The organism is Saccharopolyspora antimicrobica, from assembly GCF_003635025.1.
Taxonomy (GTDB): Bacteria; Actinomycetota; Actinomycetes; order Mycobacteriales; family Pseudonocardiaceae; genus Saccharopolyspora; species Saccharopolyspora antimicrobica.
In genome coordinates, this window is sequence record NZ_RBXX01000002.1 from 6,379,377 (window position 1) to 6,400,266 (window position 20,890).

Annotated in this window: 15 protein-coding genes; 9 read left to right on the top strand and 6 right to left on the bottom strand. The window is 70.6% G+C overall.

Annotated features, from left to right (window positions below; genetic code table 11):
- The first annotated feature begins 42 nt into the window (after positions 1 to 42).
- Both ahcY and ATL45_RS30270 read left to right on the top strand, forming a co-directional pair.
- Positions 43 to 1,500, top strand: a complete 1,458-nt coding sequence (ahcY, locus tag ATL45_RS30265) for an adenosylhomocysteinase (protein WP_093146399.1) — start codon at positions 43 to 45, stop codon at positions 1,498 to 1,500.
- A 458-nt stretch (positions 1,501 to 1,958) separates the two neighbouring features.
- Positions 1,959 to 2,852, top strand: coding sequence for a methylenetetrahydrofolate reductase (locus ATL45_RS30270; protein WP_093146400.1), 894 nt, complete (start codon positions 1,959 to 1,961; stop codon positions 2,850 to 2,852).
- Between the two features lie 56 nt (positions 2,853 to 2,908).
- On the opposite strand, the gene ATL45_RS30275 is transcribed toward ATL45_RS30270, so the two are convergent.
- Positions 2,909 to 3,967, bottom strand: coding sequence for an aldo/keto reductase (locus tag ATL45_RS30275; RefSeq protein WP_093146401.1), 1,059 nt, complete (start codon positions 3,965 to 3,967; stop codon positions 2,909 to 2,911).
- A 120-nt stretch (positions 3,968 to 4,087) separates the two neighbouring features.
- Between ATL45_RS30275 and ATL45_RS30280 the strand changes: the two genes are divergently transcribed.
- From ATL45_RS30280 to ATL45_RS30305, 6 genes are all read left to right on the top strand, one after another.
- The gene (locus ATL45_RS30280) at positions 4,088 to 4,915 is read left to right on the top strand and encodes a helix-turn-helix domain-containing protein (protein WP_211841328.1); all 828 of its coding nucleotides are present in this window, start codon (positions 4,088 to 4,090) and stop codon (positions 4,913 to 4,915) included.
- 37 nt (positions 4,916 to 4,952) lie between these two features.
- On the top strand, positions 4,953 to 6,404 hold the full coding sequence (locus tag ATL45_RS30285; RefSeq protein ID WP_093146403.1) for a carboxylesterase/lipase family protein: 1,452 nt from the start codon (positions 4,953 to 4,955) through the stop codon (positions 6,402 to 6,404).
- Between the two features lie 44 nt (positions 6,405 to 6,448).
- Entirely contained in the window at positions 6,449 to 7,906 is a 1,458-nt protein-coding gene (locus tag ATL45_RS30290; RefSeq protein WP_246025637.1) for a carboxylesterase/lipase family protein, read from the top strand.
- Between the two features lie 61 nt (positions 7,907 to 7,967).
- Entirely contained in the window at positions 7,968 to 8,945 is a 978-nt protein-coding gene (locus ATL45_RS30295; RefSeq protein ID WP_093146405.1) for a phosphatidylinositol-specific phospholipase C, read from the top strand.
- 10 nt (positions 8,946 to 8,955) lie between these two features.
- Positions 8,956 to 10,461 (top strand): CocE/NonD family hydrolase, encoded by a 1,506-nt coding sequence (locus tag ATL45_RS30300; protein ID WP_093146406.1) that lies wholly within the window; start codon positions 8,956 to 8,958, stop codon positions 10,459 to 10,461.
- 103 nt (positions 10,462 to 10,564) lie between these two features.
- Positions 10,565 to 11,956, top strand: coding sequence for an FAD-binding oxidoreductase (locus ATL45_RS30305; protein WP_093147430.1), 1,392 nt, complete (start codon positions 10,565 to 10,567; stop codon positions 11,954 to 11,956).
- Positions 11,957 to 12,022: 66 nt separating this feature from the next.
- Here ATL45_RS30305 and ATL45_RS30310 read toward each other — a convergent pair whose 3' ends face one another.
- The 5 genes from ATL45_RS30310 to ATL45_RS30330 form a co-directional block, all read right to left on the bottom strand.
- A complete protein-coding gene (locus tag ATL45_RS30310; protein ID WP_093146407.1) occupies positions 12,023 to 14,185 on the bottom strand; it encodes a thiamine pyrophosphate-dependent enzyme in 2,163 nt (720 codons plus the stop codon).
- A 234-nt stretch (positions 14,186 to 14,419) separates the two neighbouring features.
- Positions 14,420 to 15,361: a LysR family transcriptional regulator gene (locus tag ATL45_RS30315; protein WP_093146408.1), complete on the bottom strand. Its 942-nt coding sequence runs from the start codon at positions 15,359 to 15,361 to the stop codon at positions 14,420 to 14,422.
- 152 nt (positions 15,362 to 15,513) lie between these two features.
- Positions 15,514 to 16,665 (bottom strand): Glu/Leu/Phe/Val family dehydrogenase, encoded by a 1,152-nt coding sequence (locus ATL45_RS30320; protein WP_246025638.1) that lies wholly within the window; start codon positions 16,663 to 16,665, stop codon positions 15,514 to 15,516.
- A gap of 92 nt (positions 16,666 to 16,757) precedes the next feature.
- Complete coding sequence (locus ATL45_RS30325; protein WP_211841329.1) at positions 16,758 to 17,906, bottom strand: NAD(P)/FAD-dependent oxidoreductase; 1,149 nt, start codon at positions 17,904 to 17,906, stop codon at positions 16,758 to 16,760.
- Positions 17,903 to 19,486 carry an aldehyde dehydrogenase family protein gene (locus ATL45_RS30330; RefSeq protein WP_093146410.1) on the bottom strand — a complete coding sequence of 528 codons (1,584 nt, stop codon included), beginning with the start codon at positions 19,484 to 19,486 and terminating at the stop codon, positions 17,903 to 17,905. The genes ATL45_RS30325 and ATL45_RS30330 overlap by 4 nt, the downstream gene beginning before the upstream one ends.
- 348 nt (positions 19,487 to 19,834) lie before the next feature.
- Here ATL45_RS30330 and ATL45_RS30335 point away from each other — a divergent pair, with 348 nt between their 5' ends.
- Complete coding sequence (locus ATL45_RS30335; protein ID WP_093146411.1) at positions 19,835 to 20,773, top strand: ornithine cyclodeaminase family protein; 939 nt, start codon at positions 19,835 to 19,837, stop codon at positions 20,771 to 20,773.
- Positions 20,774 to 20,890 lie beyond the last annotated feature (117 nt).

The following is a 20,890-nucleotide window of genomic DNA, read 5'->3' on the forward strand; positions in this document are numbered from 1 at the left end:
TCCGACGAGACCTGACAAGATCGGGAAATCAGAAAGGAAGCCATGAGCGCGAAGCTGCAGAAGGTCAACGGCCTGGAGTTCGCCGTCAGGGATCTGACGCTGGCCGAGGCCGGGCGGCACCAGATCCGGTTGGCCGAGCACGAGATGCCGGGCCTGATGGCGACCCGCGAGGAGTACGCGGCCGCTCAGCCGTTGAAGGGCGCGCGGATCGCCGGCTCGCTGCACATGACCGTGCAGACCGCCGTGCTGATCGAGACCCTGGTCGCGCTGGGCGCCGAGGTCCGCTGGGTGTCCTGCAACATCTTCTCCACCCAGGACGAGGCCGCGGCGGCGGTCGTCGTCGGCCCGAACGGCACCCCGGACAAGCCCGCGGGCGTTCCGGTGTTCGCCTGGAAGGGCGAGACGCTGGAGGACTACTGGTGGTGCACCGACCAGCTGTTCCAGTTCGGTGAGCAGGGCCCGAACATGATCCTCGACGACGGCGGCGACGCCACCATGCTGGTGCACAAGGGCGTGGAGTTCGAGGCCGCCGGTGCGGTCCCGCAGGCCACCGACGACGACTCCGACGAGTTCAAGGTCTTCCTGGAGACGCTGCGCAAGAGCCTGGCCGCCGACGGCAAGCGGTTCACCCGCCTCGCCGCGGACATCAAGGGCGTCACCGAGGAGACCACCACCGGTGTGCACCGGCTCTACGAGCTGGCCAAGACCGACGACCTGCTGTTCCCGGCGATCAACGTCAACGACTCGGTCACCAAGTCGAAGTTCGACAACAAGTACGGCTGCCGCCACTCGCTGGTCGACGGCATCAACCGCGCCACCGACGTGCTCATCGGCGGCAAGGTCGCCGTGATCTGCGGTTACGGCGACGTCGGCAAGGGCTCGGCGGAGTCGCTGCGCGGCCAGGGCGCCCGCGTGATCGTCACCGAGATCGACCCGATCTGCGCGCTGCAGGCGGCGATGGACGGCTACCAGGTCACCACCCTGGAAGAGGTCGTCTCGATCGCGGACATCTTCGTCACCACGACCGGCAACTTCAACATCATCACCGCCGAGCACATGGCGCAGATGAAGCACAACGCCATCGTGGGCAACATCGGCCACTTCGACAACGAGATCGACATGGCCGGCCTGGAGCGGCTCCCCGGCGTCAAGAAGCAGGAGATCAAGCCGCAGGTCCACGAGTACGCGTTCCCGGACGGGCACTCGATCATCGTGCTGTCCGAGGGCCGCCTGCTGAACCTGGGCAACGCCACCGGCCACCCCAGCTTCGTGATGTCGAACTCCTTCACCAACCAGACGATCGCCCAGATCGAGCTGTTCACCAAGCCGGGCGAGTACGACAAGCAGGTCTACGTGCTGCCCAAGCACCTGGACGAGAAGGTCGCCCGCCTGCACCTGGACGCCCTCGGCGTCAAGCTCACCAAGCTGACCAAGGAGCAGGCGGCCTACATCGGTGTGGACGTGAACGGCCCGTACAAGCCGGACCACTACCGCTACTGATTCTTTGAATCGCTGTGCTCGTTCTGCGTGGCGGTGCGGGTAGCGGAACCTCAGAGGCTTTCTCGACTGCGGGATCCCGGACTTGAGTATGAACGTATACGCGGCGTCCGGGCTGTCCTCGCGAGAAAGCCTCTGAGAACCCGCGGCGGTGCAAGTGCCGTAGGTGGGTCATGCGCCTGCGGCACATGCGGCCACCGCCGAGGCTGAGCGCGGTGAGGCTTCGCGGTTGCTGTCCACCGCCGGAAGCGCCTCCGGCGCTTGCCTGACGGTGGTCGGGTTGCCCGCTCGCCTCGCCGCCGATGGTTCGGTTCCAGCCGTGAGCACTTTGTGGGGTCATGGCAACACGAAGTGCTCACGGGAGCTGGTGAACCGCAGCCGTGCCGGACGAGGTGGTTCTGCCGCTGGACGAGCGGTTGTGCCGCTTGACGAGACCAAGCTGGGAATGAGGGAGGCCAGGAATGACCAAAGTCATCGACCGGCTGCGCCCCGGCAAGACGGTGTTCTCGGTGGAGTTCTTCCCGCCGAAGACCGACGAGGAGGAACGCCAGCTGTGGCGGGCCATCCGGGAGCTGGAGCCGCTGGACCCCGCCTACGTGTCGGTGACCTACGGCGCGGGCGGATCCAGCCGGGACCGCACGGTCCGGACCACGGGCCGGATCGCCAGGGACACCACGCTGGTGCCGGTGGCGCACCTGACCGGGGTGAACCACTCGATCGCCGAGCTGCGCCACGTCATCGGTTCGTACGCGGCCGAGGGCATCACGAACGTGCTGGCCATCCGCGGCGACCCGCCGGGCGACCCGCTGGGCGAGTGGATCCCGCACCCGGAGGGCATCACCTACGCCGACGAGCTGGTCCGGCTGGTTCGCGAGTGCGGTGACTTCAGCGTGGGCGTCGCGGCGTTCCCGCACCTGCACCCGCGTTCGCCGGACCTGGAGTCCGACACCGAGCACATGGTCAACAAGCTGCGGGCCGGGGCGGACTTCTCGGTGGCGCAGATGTTCCTGGAGCCGGAGTACTTCCTGCGGCTGCGGGACCGGCTGGAGCAGCGCGGCTGCCACCAGCCGCTGCTGCCGGGCGTCATGCCGATCACCACGCCGAAGGTCCTGGGCATGACGACCCAGCTGAGCAACATGACCATCCCGGACGAGGTGTCGGCGGTGCTGGACCCGCTGCGCGAGGACGCGCCCGGATTCCGGGAGGCGGGCCTGGAGATCACCACCCGGCTGTGCGAGAAGCTGATCGCCGAAGGCGTTCCGGCGCTGCACTTCTACAGCCTCAACCGGGCCAAGGCCACCCGCGAGGTGCTGGCCAACCTCGGCCTGATCGACGGCGTGCTCAAGGCCGCCTGATCGACCGAACGACCCCGCCGCCCGGTCCGACCGCCGGGCGGCGGGGTTTTTCGTTGTCAGCGGCGGTTTTCGACCTTCAGATCGCCTCTGGTCACGGCGCGGATGTGGTCGCCGGCGAGCAGGTCGTGCGGATAGCCGAGTTCGATCGCGCTGGCCGCTTCCAGGCGGTCCAGCTGGGTGGCGGTGAACTCGACCTCCAGGGCACCCAGATTGCCCTCCAGCTGCTCGGGGGTGCGGGCACCGATGACCGGTGCCGTCACGCCCGGGTTCTGCAGCAGCCAGGCCAGTCCGACCTGGGCGGGTGTGCGATCCAGCTCCGCGGCGACTTCCCGCACGGCGTCGGCGATCGCGAGGTTGCGCTCGGTCACCATGCCCAGACCGGCGTTGAAGCTCTTGCGCGCGCTCTCACCGGATCCGGCGCCCGCCAGGTCGGCGCGGCTGTACTTGCCGGTGAGCAGGCCGCCCGCCAGCGGTGAGTACGGGGTCACGCCCAGGCCCAGCTCCCGCGCCATCGGGAGCAGGTCGCGTTCCGCGGCCCGGTTGACGAGGTTGTACTCGATCTGCAGCGCGACCAGCGGCGACCAGCCGCGCAGATCGGCGATCGCCTGCATGCGCGACACCTGCCAGGCCGGGACGTTGGACATCGCCACGTGCAGGACCTTGCCCTGCCGGACCAGATCGTCCATCCCGCGCAGGACCTCCTCGACCGGCGTCGTGAAGTCCCAGACGTGCAGGAAGAGCAGGTCGACGTAGTCGGTTCGCAGCCGCCGCAGACTGGTTTCCACCGACGCGAACAGGCTCTTGCGGTGCGCGCCCCCGGAATTCGGGTCACCAGGCCTGCGCAGCGTCGAGTACTTCGTCGCCAGCACCAGGCTCTCGCGCTCGGCGCGGGCGAACTCGCCCAGCAGCCGCTCGGAGCTGCCCTCGGTGTAGGTGTTGGCGGTGTCGATGAAGTTGCCGCCGCGCTCGACGTAGGTGTCGAACAGCTTGCGCGCCTCGGCCTCCTCCGCGCCCCAGCCCCACTCGGTGCCGAAAGTGGCCGTGCCCAGCGCCAGCGGTGAGACCCGCAGCCCGGAGCGGCCCAGCAGCCGGTAGGTGTCGAGGGTGAGCGACATGGTGTACCTCCGTGCTCGCGATCCGTTGTCGAAACCGAGTCTGCGAGCGTCACGAGCCGTGGTTAAGGGGCGGAACTTCCTGGGAAGGCCAGTCCTACCCCGGCGGTAGGATCGGCGGTGATGACCCGCACCACGCACCGGACGCAGGAGCTGGCCGCGTTCCTGCGGGCCCGGCGCGAAAGCCTGGACCCGCGCGATTTCGGCCTGCCGGAGCGCAGGCAGGCCCGGCGTACTCCGGGCTTGCGCCGCGAGGAGGTCGCCGAGCTGGCCGGGATCAGCGTCGACTACGTCGTGCGGCTGGAGCAGGGGCGCGGGCTGCGGCCCTCCGCGGAGGTGGTGGAGGCGCTGGCCGGCGCACTGCGCCTGGCGCCGGGAGAGCGCGCCTACCTCTTCGGCCTGGCCCAGCAGCGCCCCCGCAGCGCCGACGAACTCGCCACCGCCGCCGCGCCACCGCTGGCCCGGCTGGTCGCCGACCTCTCGCCGCTGCCCGCCATGCTGATGAACCACCGCTACGACATCCTCGCCTGGAACGACGAGATGGCGCAGGTGCTGCTGGATTTCGGCACCTTGCCCGCGCCGCAGCGCAATTCGATGTGGTTGTGCCTGATGCACCCGGAGATCCGCGAGCGCTACGCGGACCGCGAGCGCGTCCTGCGGGAGGGCATCGCCCACCTGCGCGCCGCGTGGGCCGCGCACCCGGATGACCGGGCGCTGACCGATCTCATCGCCGAATTCACCGCCGAGGATGAGGAATTCGCGCGGTTGTGGGCGGAGCGGGACGTCCAGGTCAACGGCCGCGGGAGCAAGGTGCTGCGGCATCCGGAGGCCGGCGTGCTCGCCCTGGACTTCGAAGTGCTCGTGCCGCTGCAAGATCCGGACCAGCGGTTGCTGATCTACCGCGCCGCCGACGAGGAGAGCCGGTCGGCGCTGGAGCGGTTGTCCGCCTGAGGAACCGCGGCCGGACCGCGGATGGTTGTATGAGTGCATGGATCTTGTGGTGCGGACTGAGCGCGGTGCGGTGCGTGGCACCGCCGGTGGAGAGTTGTGCCTTTTCAAGGGGATTCCGTACGCGGCGCCGTTGGACGGGCCGCGCCGGTTCCAGGCCCCGGAAGCTCCGGAGCGGTGGGAGGGGGAGCGGGACGCGTCCGAGTTCAGCGCGTCGGTGCCGCAGCCGCCGATCCTGCCGGGCCTCCCGTCGTCGTGGAATCCCGGTGACAGCGCGGAATCCCTGACGGTGAACGTGTGGACGCCGGATCTCGGCGGTGGGCTTCCGGTGCTGGTCTGGATCCACGGCGGTGCCTTCCTCGGCGGGTCGAGCAGCGAGTACGACCCGGCGAGGCTGGCGCAGGCCGGTGTGGTCGTGGTGACGGTGAACTACCGCGTCGGCTACGAGGGTTTCGGCTGGGTGGCGGATGCTCCGGCCAACCGCGGGATCCTGGATCAGCTGGCGGCGTTGCGCTGGGTGCAGGACAACATCGCCTCCTTCGGCGGCGATCCCGGGAACGTGACGATCTTCGGCGAGTCCGCCGGTGCGACCTCGGTCGCGACGCTGGTCGCCGGTTCGGCGGACCGAGGGTTGTTCCGGCGGGCCATCGCGCAGAGCCTCGGTTCGCTGTTCTGCGCGGAGGACGAGTTCCACAAGGCCAGCGAGCTGGTCCTCGGGCGGCTCGGCGTGTCGGCGACGGCGGAGGAGCTGGGCGCCGTCGCGCCGGAGGCGATCCACGGCGCGCAGGCCGCGGCGATGGCGGAGATCAACCAGGACCGCGCGGCCTGGACGAACTCGACGCCCTACGCGGTGGTCTTCGACGGTGCTGTCCTCGACGACCTGCCGTGGGCGATGCTGCGCCGCGGTTCGGGGCGGGGCGTGGAGCTGATCTGCGGTTACAACACCCATGAAGCCCGGATGTTCACCGTGGACATGCCCGCGGCGGCCAAGGATCCCGCGCAGTTGGCCCGCGGCCTGCGGCTGGACCCGTCGGTGGTGGAGCAGTACCGCGCCGGGTACCCGGGCGAGCCCGACGCGGAGCTGTACGCGCTGATGCTCAGCGACCAGCTGTTCCGGATGCCGGGGCTCTGGAGCGCCGAAGCGCACGCGCAGGCGGGCGGGCGCAGCTACCTCTACGAGTTCGCCTGGCCCGCACCGGGCCGCGATGGCGTGTTCGGCGCGTGCCACGGCCTCGACATCCCGTTCACCTTCGGCGTTTCCGGCGATCTGCTCGGCACGACCCTGCTCGGCGAAGAGCCGCCCGCGGACTTCGAGACCCTCTCAGCGGAACTGCGCGGCTCGTGGATCTCCTTCGCCACCAGCGGAGACCCGGGTTGGCCCGAGTACACCGCGCAGAACCGCCAAACCCGGATCTGGCACGTCCCGTCGCGGGTGGTCGCCGACCCGGTCAAGGCCTCCCGCGAGATCTGGCAGCACCGCTTCCCGGCCTGAGATCTCCCGAATGCCGGACGAGTCGATACCTAGCGTGGTTACATATGGGTATGGAACTCGTGGTTTCAACTCGCAGCGGCGCGGTGCGCGGCGCTTTCAGCGGTGACGTGGCCGTTTTCAGGGGAATTCCCTACGCGGCACCGCTGGACGGCGCGCGCCGCTTCCAGGCCCCGGCAGCTCCCGAGGCCTGGGACGGGGTGCGGGAGGCGACGGCCTTCAGCGCCTCGGTGCCGCAGGCCACCGTGATGCCCGCAGCATCGCCGTGGTGGACGCCCGGTGATGACACCGATTGCCTCAGCGTCAACGTGTGGTCGCCGGACATCGGCGCCGGCCTGCCGGTGATGGTGTGGATCCACGGCGGCGCGTACATGGGCGGCACGAGCGACAGCCCGGCCTTCGACGGCACGAGGCTGGCGCAGGCCGGTGTGGTCGTGGTGACGCTGAACTACCGCGTCGGCTACGAGGGTTTCGGCTGGGTGGCGGATGCTCCGGCCAACCGCGGGATCCTGGACCAGTTGGCGGCGTTGCGCTGGGTGCAGGACAACATCGCCTCCTTCGGCGGCGACCCGGGCAACGTGACGATCTTCGGCGAGTCCTCGGGCGCGAGCTCGGTGGTGACGCTGGCCGCGGGCTCGGCGAAGACGGGCCTGTTCCGCCGCGGCATCGCCCAGAGCGTCGGCGCGGTCTTCTGCGGCGCGGAGGAGACCCGGCGGATCAGCGACCTGATCGTCGCTCCGCTCGGAGTCGCCGCGACCTCCGAAGCGCTGGGCGAGGTGCCGTCGGAGGCGATCCACGCCGCACAGCTGGCCGTGATGGCGGAGCAGAACCGGAACCGCGCCGACTGGACCAACTCCACGCCGTTCGCGGTGGTGCCCGACGGCGAGCTGCTCGACGACCTGCCGTGGGTGGCGCTGCGCGACGGCGCGGGCCGGGACATCGAGCTGATCAGCGGGTACAACACCGACGAGGCCCGGTTGTTCACGGTGGACTTCCCGGTGGAGATGGCCGACCCCGCGCTGCTGGCGCACGGCCTGCGGCTGGCCCCGTCGGTGCTGGAGGAGTACCGCGCCGGGTACCCGGGCATCGCCGATGCCGACCTGCACTCGTTGCTGCTCAGCGACCAGCTGTTCCGGATGCCGTCGCTGTGGTGCGCGGAAGGGCACGCGCAGGCGGGCGAGCGCAGCTACGCCTACGAGTTCGCGTGGCCTAGCCCGGCCCGCGATGGCGCTCTCGGCGCCTGCCACGGCTTGGACGTGCCGTTCACCTTCGGCGTCGACCGCAGCGACGTCACGGAGCACGTGTTCAGCGGCGAAGCACCGGCGGACTTCGAAGCCCTCTCGGCGGCGATGCGCGAGTCGTGGGTTTCCTTCGCCACCAACGGTGATCCCGGCTGGCCCGCGTACGCGCTGGCCGATCGCCAGGTCCGGATCTGGAACACCCCGCCGACGGTGGCCACGGACCCGGTCGGGATCTCCCGGGAGATCTGGCAGCACCGGTTCTGAAGCGCTGGCGAGTTCCCGCCAATCGGTCCGCCGCGGCGGCCGGGGCGGAATTCTGTGGCGCATGTCTGGGAAGGCGGTTCGCGCGGCAGCCGTGCTCGCGCTGGCGTTGTCCGTTGCGATGGTGCCAGGAACAGCGGCTGCCGCGCCGTACTGCCAGAGCGTCAAGGACGCGTCGAACCCGGACTGGATGGCCGGGCTGCCCGACGACGCGAGCCTGGCGCAGCTGTCGATCCCGGGCACGCACCAGACGCTGTCGCTGCACGGCGGTGAGCTGGCCCAGACGCAGGAGAACCACGGCGACAGCGCCGAAACCCTCGCCGTCCAGCTGCAGTCGGGCATCCGCGCCATCGACATCCGGGTGCGCCGCTACGACGACCGGTTCACGCTGCACCACGGGCCGTTCTACCAGAACGCGAACTTCTCCGACGTGCTGCGGAAGGCGGGCGACTTCCTGTCCGCGCACCCGGGCGAGACGGTGCTCATGCGGCTCAAGGCCGAGTGCACCGGCGAAGTGGCCTCGTGCACCGACGAGAACAGCAGTCTCGAGGTCGATCAGATCCTGGACTGGTACCGCGACAACGACCCCAACGGCAAGTACCTGCACGACCCGGCCGGCGGTGGCGTTCCCGCATTGGGCGAGGTGCGCGGCAAGATCGTGCTCGCGACGCTGCAGGGCGCGGGCGGCGGCCTCTACGGCGGGCGCGGCATCGGCCAGTTCGACAACGACACCTGGGGCGAGTACGTGCAGGACGAGTACAACGTCCCGACGCTGTTCGACATCGACGACAAGTGGAACAAGGCCCGCGCCCACCTGGACAAGACCGCGGCGGCGGACCGGGGCGAGATGTTCCTGAACTTCACCAGCGGTTCCAGCCCGGCGGCCTTCCCGAACGCGGTCGCCTGCGGAGCGGTGGGCTTCCGAGGGGTGAACGACTACGCCCTGGAACACCTGAAGTCCAACGACCTCCCGCGCACGGGAGTCATCATGATGGACTTCCCCGGCGCAGACCTGATCAACACCATCATCGCCACCAACTGACCGCGGGCTCATGCGGATCGACCGCGACGTGGTGGTTCCGGCCAGGGACGGCACGCCGATCGTCGTCGACGTGTTCCGGCCCGATGGTGCGCGGCCGGTGCCGGTGATCGCTTCGATGAGCCCTTACGGCAAGGACGTCCACTGGCCGGAGCGGTTTCCCATGTACGAGCTCGTCGAGCAGGGCGCACACATGGTGTGGGAGACGCCGAATCCGGAGTGGTGGACCGAGCACGGGTTCGCCGTCGTCCGTGCCGACGCGCGCGGCACCGGCAAGTCCGGCGGCCGGCTCGACGTCTTCAGCCGCCAGGACGCCGAGGACTTCTACGACGTCGTCGAGTGGTGCGGTGTGCAGCCGTGGTCGACCGGGAAGGTCGCCAGCAGCGGCATCTCCTGGTACGCGATGATGGGCTGGCACGTCGCCTCGCTCCAGCCGCCGCACCTGGCCGCGGTCGTCGCGTGGGAGGGCTGCACCGACTTCTACCGCGACTGGGGCCGCCAGGGCGGCATCTACACCAACGCCACCGAGAACTGGTGGCGGCAGCAGATCATCCCGCAGCTCAACGGCGAGCACGCCAGCATGCCCGAGGACCTCCGCTCGCGCGAGCTGGTCGACGACTGGTACCGCGAGCGGACCGTCGACCTCGCCGAGGTGCGGGTCCCCGTGCTGTCGGCGGGGAACTGGGGCTCGATCCACCTGCACCTGCGCGGCAACGTCGAGGGCTGGCTCGGTGCCGCTTCCGAGCACAAGTGGCTCGTGGTCCACGTCGGATCGCACGTCGACCCGTACTACGCGGACTGGGCCAAGGACCTCCAACTGCGTTTCCTGCGGCGCTTTCTCGACGGCGACCGGACCGCGATGGACGGCGTCGCACCGGTCCGGCTCGCGATCCGCCGCGGGCACGACGTCGAATGGCGCGACGAGCAGGACTGGCCGCTCCCGCGAACCCGGTGGCGTCGGCTCTACCTGGGGCGGGGAGAGCTCGGCTGGGATCGGCCCGCCGAGGGCCGGACGCCGTACCCGGCCACCTTCGACTTCACCGCGACCGAGAGGCTGGAGATCACCGGACCGCTCGCCCTGCGGCTGTGGGTTTCGCACATCGCCGACGACCTCGACGTCTTCGTCCAGCTGGAGCAGTACGACGCCGATGGCCGGCGCATCCCCGCGATCGGGCCCGGCGGGCAGGCCACACCGGTGCCGATGGGCATCGGCTGGCTGCGCGCCTCGCACCGCAAGCTCGATCCCGAACGCAGTCTCCCGCACCGCCCGTGGCACAGCCACGACGAGATCCAGCCGCTCGAACCCGGTGTGCCGACCCTGCTCGAAGTGGAGATCTGGCCGACCTCCATCACGCTCGAAGCCGGGCAACGCCTGCAACTGCGCGTCCAGGCCGACGACGACAACATGGGGCTGCTGGCGCACAACGACCCGGACGACCGCAAGAGCGGGCGCGGCGCCACCATCCACCTCGGCGGCGACCACGCCTCGCACCTGTACGTGCCGGTCATCCCGTACTGACAGTGCTCTCGTGACTACTGTTCGAAATGTCGTTGCTCTGGCTAACCGGTCGCCGGTCGCGTTGGTTAACGTGGGGGCCGGTTCGACGCGGATGGAGGACGACATGTCGGAGAAGGCGCTGGCGGCGTTGCGCGCAGCACTTCCGGAGCCGGTGCTGCTCACGGACCCGGACTCCACCGGTCGTTTCGCCCACGACGAAGCGGAGTGGGCGCCGCACGGCAAACCGCTCGCCGTGGTGCGGGCCAGGAGCACCGACGACGTGGTGGCCACCGTCCGGATCTGCGCTGAGCTGGGCATTCCGGTGGTACCGCGAGGTGCGGGAACGGGGTTGTCCGGTGGGGCCAACGCCGTCGACGGCTGTGTGCTGATCTCGCTGGCGGACATGAACCGGATCCTGGAGATCAACCCGCGCGAGCAGCTGGCCGTGGTGCAACCCGGCGTGGTGAACGACGACCTGCGCGCGGCCTGCCGCGAGCAGGGTGCCTGGTACCCGCCGGACCCGGCGAGCTCGCCGTGGTCGACCATCGGCGGCAACGCCTCCACCAACGCGGGCGGCGTGTGCTGCGTGAAGTACGGCGTGACCCGCGACTACGTGCTCGGCCTGGAAGCGGTCGTCGGCAACGGCGAGGTCGTCCGACTCGGCCGCCGCACCGCCAAGGGCGTGGCCGGTTACGACCTGTGCGGCCTGTTCGTCGGATCGGAGGGCACGCTCGGCGTGATCACCGAGATCACCGTCAAGCTGCTGCCGGGCCTGCGCGCCCCGGAGCGCACGGTGGTCGGCTACTTCGATTCGCTGGTGGAGGCCGGAGAAGCGGTCGCGGCGGTGGCTGCGGCGGGTGTGGTGCCCTCGGCGCTGGAACTGCTCGACCAGCATTGCCTCCGCGCGGTCGACGAGTGGAAGAACATGGGCCTGAGCGCTGAGGCGAACGTGCTGCTCCTGGGCCGCTCGGACACGCCGGGCGCGGCGGGTGAGCAGGAAGTCGACGCGCTCCTGCGCTGCTTCGACGAGGCCGGAGCCACCTGGAGCGCCCGATCCACCGACGAGCACGAGGCCGACGCCCTGTTCGCAGCCCGCCGCCTGGCCTACCCGGCGCTGGAGCGACTCGGCCCGGTGCTCACCGAAGACGTCTGCGTCCCGCGCGCGAAGGTCCCGGAAATGCTGGCCCGCATCGAAGCCTCCGCCAAGCGCCACGAAACCCAGATCGCCAACATCGCCCACGCCGGAGACGGCAACCTCCACCCCCTGATCATCACCCAGCCCGGAGACGAAGCGGCCCGAGAACGAGCCCAACTGGCCTTCGACGACATCGTGGCGGACGCGATCGCCATGGGAGGCACGGTGACGGGCGAGCACGGCGTGGGCCTCCTGAAGCGGAAGGGCCTCCACGCCGAGCTGAGCCCCACGGTGATCGGCATGCACCACGCGATCAAGGCAGCCCTGGACCCGGCGGGAATCTTCAACCCGGGCAAGGTCTTCGGCGACCCGGAAGCTTGATCACCTCAGGTGGGCGGTCGTGAGTGGGTAACAGTGTTCGAACACTGTTACCCACTCACGACCTGCTCAGCCGTTGGTGAGCTTCAGGGCAGCAGTTTCGATGGTTTCTTCGTCGAGGAGGACGTGGTAGGCCGCCGCGCCGAGAGGGATGTAGCTGTCCTCGCTGGTCACGCGGGCGATCGGGCCGGTGAAGCCGCCGTCGACCAGGGCCGTCACCACGGGTTCGGAGACTCCTCCGCTTCGGCGGGTTTCGTCCACCACTAGGACTCGGCCCGTTGCCTCCGCTGCCGTGAGGAGGTCGTCGACCGGGAGCGGGGCCAGCCAGCGGAGGTCGAGGACCCGGGCGTCGATTCCGCGGTCTCGTAGCCGTTTTGCCGCTCGGAGGCTCATCGGGACGCCGTTGCCGAAGGTGACCAGGGTCAGGTCCGAGCCGTCGCCGTGCTGGCGGGCGCGGCCGATCGGGACGTGGTGTTCGCCCGGGGCCGGGTAGCGGGCCAGCCAGCCCTCGTCACCGGGTTCGTGCAGGTCGCGGGTGTGGTAGAGGGCGATGGGTTCGAGGAACACGCACACCCGGCCGTCTTCCCGGGCCGCCGCCACGCAGGTGCGCAGCATCGCCGCGGCGTCGTCGGGCCGTGACGGCGAGGCCACGACCACGCCCGGCATGTCGCGCAGGGCCGTGACGCTGTTGTCGTTGTGGAAGTGGCCGCCGAAGCCCTTCTGGTAGCCGTAACCGGCGATGCGCACCACCATCGGGTTCCGGTACTGGCCGTTGGAGAAGAAGCTCAGCGTGCCGGCTTCGCCGCGCAGCTGGTCCGCCGCGTTGTGCAGGTAGGCGAGGTACTGGATCTCGGGGATCGGCAGCAGCCCTGCCAGCCCGGCGCCGAGCGCGGTGCCGAGGATGCTCTGCTCGTCCAGCAGCGTGTCGAAGACCTTGGTGGCGCCGAACTTCTTGCGCAGGCCGCGCGTCACCCCGTACACACCGCCCTTGCGGGAGACGTCCTCGCCGAAGGCGATGACGCCGGGGTCGCGGCCCAGCTCCTCGGCCAGGGAGCGGTTGATCGCCTGCGCCAGCGTCAGCGGGCCTTCGTCCTCGGGCAGTTGGTCGCCGAAGTGCTCCCGCGGCGGAACTTCCAGCGCCCGGCGTTCCACCACCTCCGGACGGTTCTGGCAGATCGAGGCCATCACCTCCGCGGCACTGCCCAGCTTGCGCCGCTCCAGCGCCTCCTCGGCGACCTGGGCGACCTCGGCGCGCTTGTCGGCGTAGCGCGCGAGCACCTCGTCCGGGCGCAGGATCCCGTTGTCCACCAGGACTTTCGCGGTGCCCAGCAGCGGATCGCGCTGGTAATCGGTGGTGATCTCGGTGCGCGACCGGTAGCCGGACTCGACGTCCGAACCGGCGTGCCCCATCAGCCGCACGGTGCGCAGGTGCAGGAATGCCGGGGCGCGGTGCAGGCGAACCCACTCCGCGGCTTCCCGGGCCACCGACAGGCACTGCACCGGATCGGCGCCGTCGGCGGTGAAGTACCGCAGTCCCGCGCGGTCGCCGTAGGTGGACTCGATCCAGCCCTTCGGCGTCCGCACGCTGATCCCGATGCCGTTGTCCTCGCACACCAGCAGCAGCGGCATCGCGAGGCCCTGGAAGGCGCAGTGCAGCGCCGAGTTGATCGCCCCGGTGGCGGTGGAGTGGTTCGCCGAGGCGTCGCCGAAGCTGCACACCACGACCGAGTCGTCCGGCCAGCCGCTGGGCACGCCCAGCTTGGCCGCCCGGCCCAGGGAGAAGGCCAGGCCGACCGCGCGCGGCAGGTGCGAGGCGATGGTCGAGGTCTGGGGGATGACCGCCAGCTCGTGGTTGCCGAACACCTTGTGCCGACCGGCCGAGATCGGCTCGTCCGCGGCGGCGACCACGCCGAGCAGCACGTCGCGCAGCGGGTGCTGGCCGGGCACCTGACCTGCGCGGCGCACGTAGAAGCCACCGGAGCGGTAGTGCAGCAGCGCCGGGTCGGTCGGGCGCAGGGCGGCGGCGACCGCCGCGTTGGACTCGTGCCCGGACGAGCCGATGCTGTAGAAGCCCTTGCCCTGCTTGCCCAGCTGACGTGCTTGCAGGTCGAGGTGCCGACTGCCTGCCTGCGCGTCGAACAGCGCCAGCAGGTCGTCGGCGAGGTCCGAGCCGGTCGCCGGCTGAGCGGACCAACCGGCCACGGTGCGGTGGAAGAACTCATCAACCGTCACTGTTCCGCCTCTCCGCGTTTTTCAGTGGTGGCCGCGTGCGGGATTGATCTTGCGGTTTCGGGGCTTCTTGTGGCTGGGTTGCGTCACGTTCCCCTGGGGTGCGGTCGAGTAGCACTCGGATTGGCACAGGGGTGCTCATGTCATGATCTTCGTGCGCTGCCGCGAGATCCGTGGTGTGGTTGCTTGTGGTCTTCGGGGCACGATTGAGTGACATTCGGGTTGGCGCCGGGCTGCTCATGCGTTCTCCGTGCAGTGGTCGTGCGGTTCGGCGTGCCAGTCGTTGGCCACCTGGGCGCAGTACTTGGCCAGGCACTCCAGTGCGATCGGCAGCAGCGGGTTGGTGTTCTGCTTGCGGTACAGGGCTTTCACCCGCCGGTAGGGCTGCCAGCCCGCGATGCGGCAGGTCCGCACCGCCTGGTCCGGCAGCGCCAGACCGGGCAGCACCGCCACCCCGAGCTCGCGGGCCACCAGGTCGCGGATCACCGAGTAGTCGTTGCTGCGGAAGGTGATCCGCGGGACGAATCCGGCCGCGGCGGCCAGCCGGACCAGCGAGCGGGCGCCCGCGGTGTCCTGCCGGGTGCATATCCAGGCGTCGTCGGCGAGTTCGCGCAGATCGACCTCGGCGGCGGTGGCGAGCCGGTGCGTTTCGGGGAGCGCGAGCCGCAGCGGCTCGGCCATCAGCTCCTCCACGCACAGGTCGATCGGCCACTGCCGGGGGTCCAGGTCGTACTCGAAGACCACTGCCGCGTCGAGGGTTCCGTCCAGCACGCCGCCGAGCACCTCGTCCGGCTCGCCCTCGTCGAGCTGGACCTCGGCGTTCGGGCGCTGCGCTATGACCTCGGCCAGCACGTCCGGAAGCACCCGGGCGTTGGCGGTGGCGAAGCTGGCCAGCCGCAGGCTGCCCTCCTCACCGGCGACCATCGCGCGCACCTCCCGCTCCAGCGCGTCTAACGCGCCGAGCGCGTCCCGGCTGCGGTCGGCGAGCCGGACGGCCAGCGCCGTGCTGCGGGCGCTGCGGGCGGAGCGCTCGAACAGCGCGGAACCGATCGCCCTCTCCAGCAGCACCATCTGCTGGGAGACGGCCGAGGCGGTGTAGCCGAGCGCACGCCCTGCTTCGGCGAACGAACCGGTGCGCACGCATTCCTGGAGGGTTCGCAGGTGGATCGGGTTCAGCATGCCGGCCCCTTCAACTCTCGACGTTCGAAGCAACGTTCGGCCTTCGGAGGGCCGCGGCGCAATACCCGGAACCCGGCCAGGCCTCGTGAGCGTTTCGGGGTGCTATGGCGCCCCGAAACGCTCACGGTCGCTGAACTGCGGAAACCGGAGCATCAGGCGGGTCGGGGCAGTCGCCCGCGCAGCTCCATCGCGGTGCGCACCCGCTGCTTGGCCAGGTCCAGCGCGGCTTCGTGCGGGAGCAATCCGCTGCGGTCGGCGGTGTCGAGGACGAGCACGGTGTTGTTGCGGGTGCGCTCGGCCACCTCGGCCAGGATCGCGGTCGGTTCCGGGCGGAAGGGGGAGTGCCGCGCGTCCATGGCGAATCCGGCCGCGATCGCGCCGCCCGCGTTGGCGATGAAGTCCGGCACCACGGTGATCTCGCGCTCGGCGAGCAGCTCCCGCGCTCCGGGCGTGGTGGGCAGGTTCGCACCCTCCACGACCAGTCCGGCCCGGATCTTCGCGGCCATCGCTTCATCGATGACGTCCTGCCCGGCTGCCGGGATCAGCACATCGCAGTCCACCAGCAGCTCCTCGCCGCGCGGAACGCGCTGCGCCGCAGAGGCTTTGGCCACGCAGGCGTCGCCGAACTCGGCGCGGGCCTCCAGCCACTTCGGCACGTCGAGGCCGTCCGGGTCGTGCACCGAACCGTCGATGGTGGACAGCGCGACCAGCTGCGCGCCGAGCTCGTGCAGCCGTCTGGCCGCAGCAGCCCCCACCGCGCCGAAGCCCTGCACCGCCACCCGGGCACCCGCGATGCTGCGGCCCTGGCGCGTCAGTGCGGCTTCGGCGGCTTCGGCGACGCCGTGGCCGGTCACGCCGAGCTGGTCGTAGGGCACTCCGCCCAGCAGCTCCGGCACGCCGACCGCCGCCCCGCGGTCACCGAGCTCGTCCTGGATGATCGCCGCGTCCTGCTCGGTCATGCCCATGTCCAGCCCGGCGACGTAGCTGGCCGGGATCTGGTCGGCCAGCCGCCGCGCGAAGGCGCGCACGATCCGCTCCTTGTCGGGGGAAGCGGGGTCGGCGAAGATGCCCGCCTTGGCACCGCCGTGGAAGAGGTCGACCGCGGCCCACTTCCAGGTCATCACCCGCGCCAGCCGGGCGATCTCGCCGACGGTGACGGTCGGGCTCATCCGAGTGCCGCCCTTGCCGGTGCCGCGGGCGGTGTTGTCGATCACCAGCACGCCGCGCATCCCGGTGCGCGCGTCCGAGACGCACACGACCTTCTCCGGACCCCACTCGTCGATCTCCTGCAACAGATCAGGCACGTTCGCGCTCCTTGGGAGAATGCGGAAATTGGTCTGCGGCAACGGTTCCGCAGCGATTCGGCGCGCGATTCCCGGTGACATCGCGGCGCCGGTCAGACGCAGTTGTGCTCGGGGCGGATCTCGGCGGTGGCGAACCGGCGCAGGTCCAGCGCCGAGACGTCGACGACCGGGCGGCGGCCCAGCACGAGGTCGCGCAGCACCTCGCCGATGGCGGGCCCCTGCAGGAATCCGTGCCCGGAGAAGCCGGTGGCGTAGAGGAACCGGCCCGGCCCGTCGGCCTCGCCGACCAGGGCGTTGTGGTCGGGAGTGACCTCGTAGAGCCCTGCCCAGCCGTGCGCCACGCCCACCTCGGCTAATCGGGGCGCCCGGCGCTCCACCGCGGCGGAGAGCCGGCCGAGCCAGCGGTCGTCGGTGCGCAGGTCGAACCCGTACTCCTGGTCGGGATCGGACATGCCGATGAGCAGGCCGGGGCCTTCGTCGTGGAAGTAGAAGCTGGTGGCGAAGTCGATGGTGAACGGCAGCCGCGGTGGCAGGTCCGGCACCGGTTCGGTGACCAGGATCTGCCGCCGCAGCGGGCGCACCGGCAGCTCGACGCCGGCGAACTCGCCGACCGACGCCGACCACGCGCCTGCCGCGCACACCACGGTGGAGGTCGCCACCGGCCCGTGCTCGGTGCGCACGGCGGTGATCTGCCCGCCCGAGACGTCGATCCCGGTGACCGCGCAGTGCCGCCGGATCACCGCGCCGTGCCGCCGGGCGGCCTGTGCGTACCCCTGCACCACGGCCTCCGGCGTGCAGTGCCCGTCGGTGGGGGAGAAGGCAGCGGCCAGCAGCCCGTCGGGCACCGCGTACGGCGAGAGCTCGCAGGCCTCGGCGACGGTCAGCATCCGGCTCGGCACCCCGAACTCGTTCTGCAGCCGGACACCGCTCTCGAACGCCTCGACGTCCGCGGGTTCCGACAGCAGGAACAGGTAGCCGTGCTGCTTGAGGTCGATCTCCCCGCCGGGCCTGCGCGCGAAGTCCTCGAACGCGCGCAGGCTGCGCTGACCGAGCTCGATGTTGACCGGGTCGGAGAACTGCGCCCGGACACCGCCCGCGGCCTTGCAGGTGCTGCCCGAACCGAGTTCGTCGCGCTCCAGCAGCAGCACCTGCACGCCGGCCTCGGCGAGGTGGAAGGCGGTACTCACGCCCACCACCCCGCCGCCGATCACGACGACCTCGGCGCTGCCCGGCAGCGTCACCGGGCACCGCCGAGCTCGGGTGGCAGCTTGAAGTCGAGCTCCGGCTCCACGGTGTCGACGTCCATCTGCGCCTTCTGCAGCTTGCCGGAGAAGTCCCAGTTCAACGACTGCCAGCGGGTGAACTGGTCGAGCACCCACACGCCGGACTGGCGGCTGCCGTTGCCGGACTTGCCGTTGCCGCCGAACGGCAGGTGCGCCTCGGCGCCGGAGGTGGAGTTGTTCACGCTGACCATGCCCGCGCCGATGCCCTGCCGGAACCGGAACGCGGTGGCCGGGTCGGTGGTGTAGATCGCCGCGGACAGCCCGTAGCCCGGGGCGTTGCCCAGTTCGATGGCCTCGTCCAGCGTCTCGTAGGTGCTCACGCCGACGATCGGTCCGAAGGTCTCGTTGCGGAAGACGTGGTCGTCCGGGCGCAGCCCGTCCAGCAGCACCGGGTGGTAGTACAGGCCGGTCGACGGGTCGCCGTGGAAACCCTTGCGCGGCGCGGTTTCGGTGATCCGCCCGACCGACTCGGAACCGAGCACGGTGTGGTGGTCGCGGATCTCGCCGAGGATGTTCTCGAAGTTGTCGGCGAACTTCTGGTCCAGCAGCGGCCCGTAGAGCACGTCACCGCTCGGGTCGCCGATGGTCGCCCCGCGCAGCGCCGCGTCGAGCCGGTTCACGAACTCGTCGTGCACGTCGCGGTGCACGATCAGGTTGCCCAGCGAGGTGCAGCGCTGCCCGGCGGTGCCCCAGCCGGAGAACAGCGCGCCCTCCACCGCCAGGTCCAGCTCGGCGTCCGGCGCGACGATCATCGGGTTCTTGCCGCCCAGCTCCAGGCACGGGCTCTGCAGGTACCGGCCGCACAGCGCGCCGACCTCCGAGCCCACCGCGCTGGAACCGGTGAACCCGACCTTGTTGACGGTGCCCGCCGCCAGCGCGGTCTCCAGGCCCTTGAAGGTCGACTCGCCGTCGGCGTAGACCAGGTTCAGCACGCCCTTGGGCACCCCGGCCCGCCAGGCCAGCTCGGCGAGCGCGCGAGCGGCCCCGGCGGCGTACTCGGCGGGCTTCCACACCACGGCGTTGCCGCACAGCAGCGCGGGCACCAGGTACCAGGACGGGACCGCGACGGGGAAGTTGCCCGCGGTGATCACCACGGCGACGCCCACCGGGACGCGGAAGGTGAACAGCTGCTTGTCCGGCATCTCCGAGGGCACCGTCTGCCCGTAGAGCCGCCGGCCCTCGCCCAGGAAGAAGTCGCAGGTGTCGATGATCTCCTGGACTTCGCCCAGCGCCTCGGCGTAGGGCTTGCCGATCTCGCGCGTCACCAGCCGCGCCAGGGACTCCTTGTTTGCCTCCACCAGCCGGCCCAGCCCGGCGATCACACGTCCGCGCACCGGCGCGGGCACCTGCGCCCACTCGCGCTGCGCGCGCTGGGCCTGCTCGGTGGCGGCGGGCAGCACCTCGGGCCCGCCGAGCGAGACCTCGGCGACGACGTCGTCCAGGTTCGCCGGGTTGCGCGAGAGGTACTCGCCCCCGCCGTCGACCCGCGCCGGGGCGTCCGGACCGATCACGGAGCTCAACGTCGACTGCACCGACATGCACCTCTTCCTGCTCGAACGTCTCGATGTCCAGCGGTGCCGCGGCGGTGTGTGCCGCGCGCCACCCTCGTCGCACGGCTCACGGTAGTTCGTCGGTGGGGCGTTCGCGGAGAATCAGGAGAGTGATTTCTCCTCCGCCTGAGCACCAGCAACCCTGCGTCTCGCCGTCGCGCCCCACCAGCTTCGACCGAAACAGCTCGATACCGGCGCACCGACTGTCCGACACACCGGCGCGCGTCGGGTGCTTCCGAGATTTCAATGGAAATCAGACGCCTGATTTCCATTGAAATCGCGTCCTCGGACCCGGTGCGTTGATCTCCGCTGCGGCGGGTGGCAACCTGGCCGCGCATGAGGATGTGGAGCGACGCCGACGTTGCCGCGGCGCTGGACATGGACGCAGCGATCAGTTCGCAGCGGGTGGCGTTCGAGGCACTGGCCCGGGGTGAGGCGCAGCTGGCCGACAAGGTCGCCATCCGCACCGGCGACGACACGACGCTGAGCTACCTGAGCCGCCTGTCTCCCCGGCACGGCGCGGTGAGCAAGCTCGTCACCGTCCATCCCGGCAACGCCGGGCGCGGGCTGCCCACGATCTCGGGGACGGTCCTGGTCATGGACCCGGTGACCGGTCGGCTCGTGGCCACCATGCAAGCCACCGCCCTCACCGAGATCCGCACCGCCGCAGGCAGCGCCGTCGCCGCGGACGCCCTGGCGCTGCCGGACGCCGACGAGCTCGCGATCCTCGGCTCAGGCGTGCAGGCACGCGCCCACGTGCGCGCGATAGCGCGCGTGCGGCAGCTGCGCGAAGTGCGGATCTTCAGCCGCGACGCGGCGCGGCGCGAAGCGGCGGCCGCGGAGCTGACGGCGGAGCTGGGCCTGCCGGTGCGAGCGGTGGCGAGCGCCGAGGAAGCGGTGCGCGAAGCGCCGCTGATCGCCGCGTGCACCCTGAGCGCGGAGCCGGTCGTGCCGACCGCCGCGGTAGCGGCGGGAGCGACCGTGATCAGCGTGGGCAGCTTCGAGCACCACCGGTGCGAGGTGGACGCGGAGCTGGTGCGGCGCGCCGGAGCGGTCGTCGTCGACGAAGTCGGCGCGGCTGCGACGCACGCTGGGCCGATCGTCGCAGCGCTGGAGCGCGGAGACATCGCGCGCGAGCGGCTGCGAGCGCTGGGCGCGGTGCTCGTCGGAGCGGCGCCGGGGCGCCGCGACGCGGCGGAGGTCGTGTTCTACAACAGCGTCGGCCTGGGCGTGCAGGACGCCGCTGCGGCTCACGCCGTACTAGGCACGCTCTGAGCACCGTTTCCTCCGGTCAGGTCCCGTGAGTGCTATGACGCCCCTAAACGCTCACGGGTCATCGCCAGCTGAAGGTCCGCTGGGGCTCAGGGGAAGGCATCCGCTGGCTTCGGCGTC

What these genes read in the sequence shown, in the direction of transcription:
- ahcY (WP_093146399.1), top strand. Translation starts at nt 43, where the DNA reads ATGAGCGCGAAGCTGCAGAAGGTCAACGGCCTGGAGTTCGCCGTCAGG.
- ATL45_RS30270 (WP_093146400.1), top strand. Translation starts at nt 1,959, where the DNA reads ATGACCAAAGTCATCGACCGGCTGCGCCCCGGCAAGACGGTGTTCTCG.
- ATL45_RS30275 (WP_093146401.1), bottom strand. Translation starts at nt 3,967, where the DNA reads ATGTCGCTCACCCTCGACACCTACCGGCTGCTGGGCCGCTCCGGGCTG.
- ATL45_RS30280 (WP_211841328.1), top strand. Translation starts at nt 4,088, where the DNA reads ATGACCCGCACCACGCACCGGACGCAGGAGCTGGCCGCGTTCCTGCGG.
- ATL45_RS30285 (WP_093146403.1), top strand. Translation starts at nt 4,953, where the DNA reads ATGGATCTTGTGGTGCGGACTGAGCGCGGTGCGGTGCGTGGCACCGCC.
- ATL45_RS30290 (WP_246025637.1), top strand. Translation starts at nt 6,449, where the DNA reads ATGGGTATGGAACTCGTGGTTTCAACTCGCAGCGGCGCGGTGCGCGGC.
- ATL45_RS30295 (WP_093146405.1), top strand. Translation starts at nt 7,968, where the DNA reads ATGTCTGGGAAGGCGGTTCGCGCGGCAGCCGTGCTCGCGCTGGCGTTG.
- ATL45_RS30300 (WP_093146406.1), top strand. Translation starts at nt 8,956, where the DNA reads ATGCGGATCGACCGCGACGTGGTGGTTCCGGCCAGGGACGGCACGCCG.
- ATL45_RS30305 (WP_093147430.1), top strand. Translation starts at nt 10,565, where the DNA reads ATGTCGGAGAAGGCGCTGGCGGCGTTGCGCGCAGCACTTCCGGAGCCG.
- ATL45_RS30315 (WP_093146408.1), bottom strand. Translation starts at nt 15,361, where the DNA reads ATGCTGAACCCGATCCACCTGCGAACCCTCCAGGAATGCGTGCGCACC.
- ATL45_RS30330 (WP_093146410.1), bottom strand. Translation starts at nt 19,486, where the DNA reads ATGTCGGTGCAGTCGACGTTGAGCTCCGTGATCGGTCCGGACGCCCCG.
- ATL45_RS30335 (WP_093146411.1), top strand. Translation starts at nt 19,835, where the DNA reads ATGAGGATGTGGAGCGACGCCGACGTTGCCGCGGCGCTGGACATGGAC.